General features: G+C 55.8%; 1 protein-coding gene. It reads left to right on the forward strand.

The genetic code is table 11. The features are described 5' to 3' along the window. Positions 1-260 (forward strand): methylmalonyl-CoA mutase family protein (locus KK083_RS32385; protein ID WP_254170307.1); only part of this gene is annotated, 260 nt, incomplete at both ends.

A 260-nucleotide genomic window follows, 5' to 3' on the forward strand; every position in this document is an offset into this window, starting at 1 on the left:
GAGCTGGGCCTGGCCAGGAACGAAAACCCGCTGCAAGGCTCGTTCATCATCGAAGAGCTGACCGACCTGGTAGAGGAAGCCGTGCTCACTGAATTCGACCGCATTACCGAACGCGGCGGCGTGTTGGGTGCAATGGAGACCATGTACCAACGCGGTAAGATTCAGGAAGAGAGCCTGCACTACGAAATGCTGAAACACACGGGCGAGTTCCAAATCATCGGTGTGAATACATTCCTGAGCTCGAAAGGATCGCCGACGGT

Origin of the sequence: Chryseosolibacter histidinae, from assembly GCF_018598225.1 — a bacterium.
GTDB classification, from domain to species: Bacteria; Bacteroidota; Bacteroidia; order Cytophagales; family Cyclobacteriaceae; genus Chryseosolibacter; species Chryseosolibacter histidini.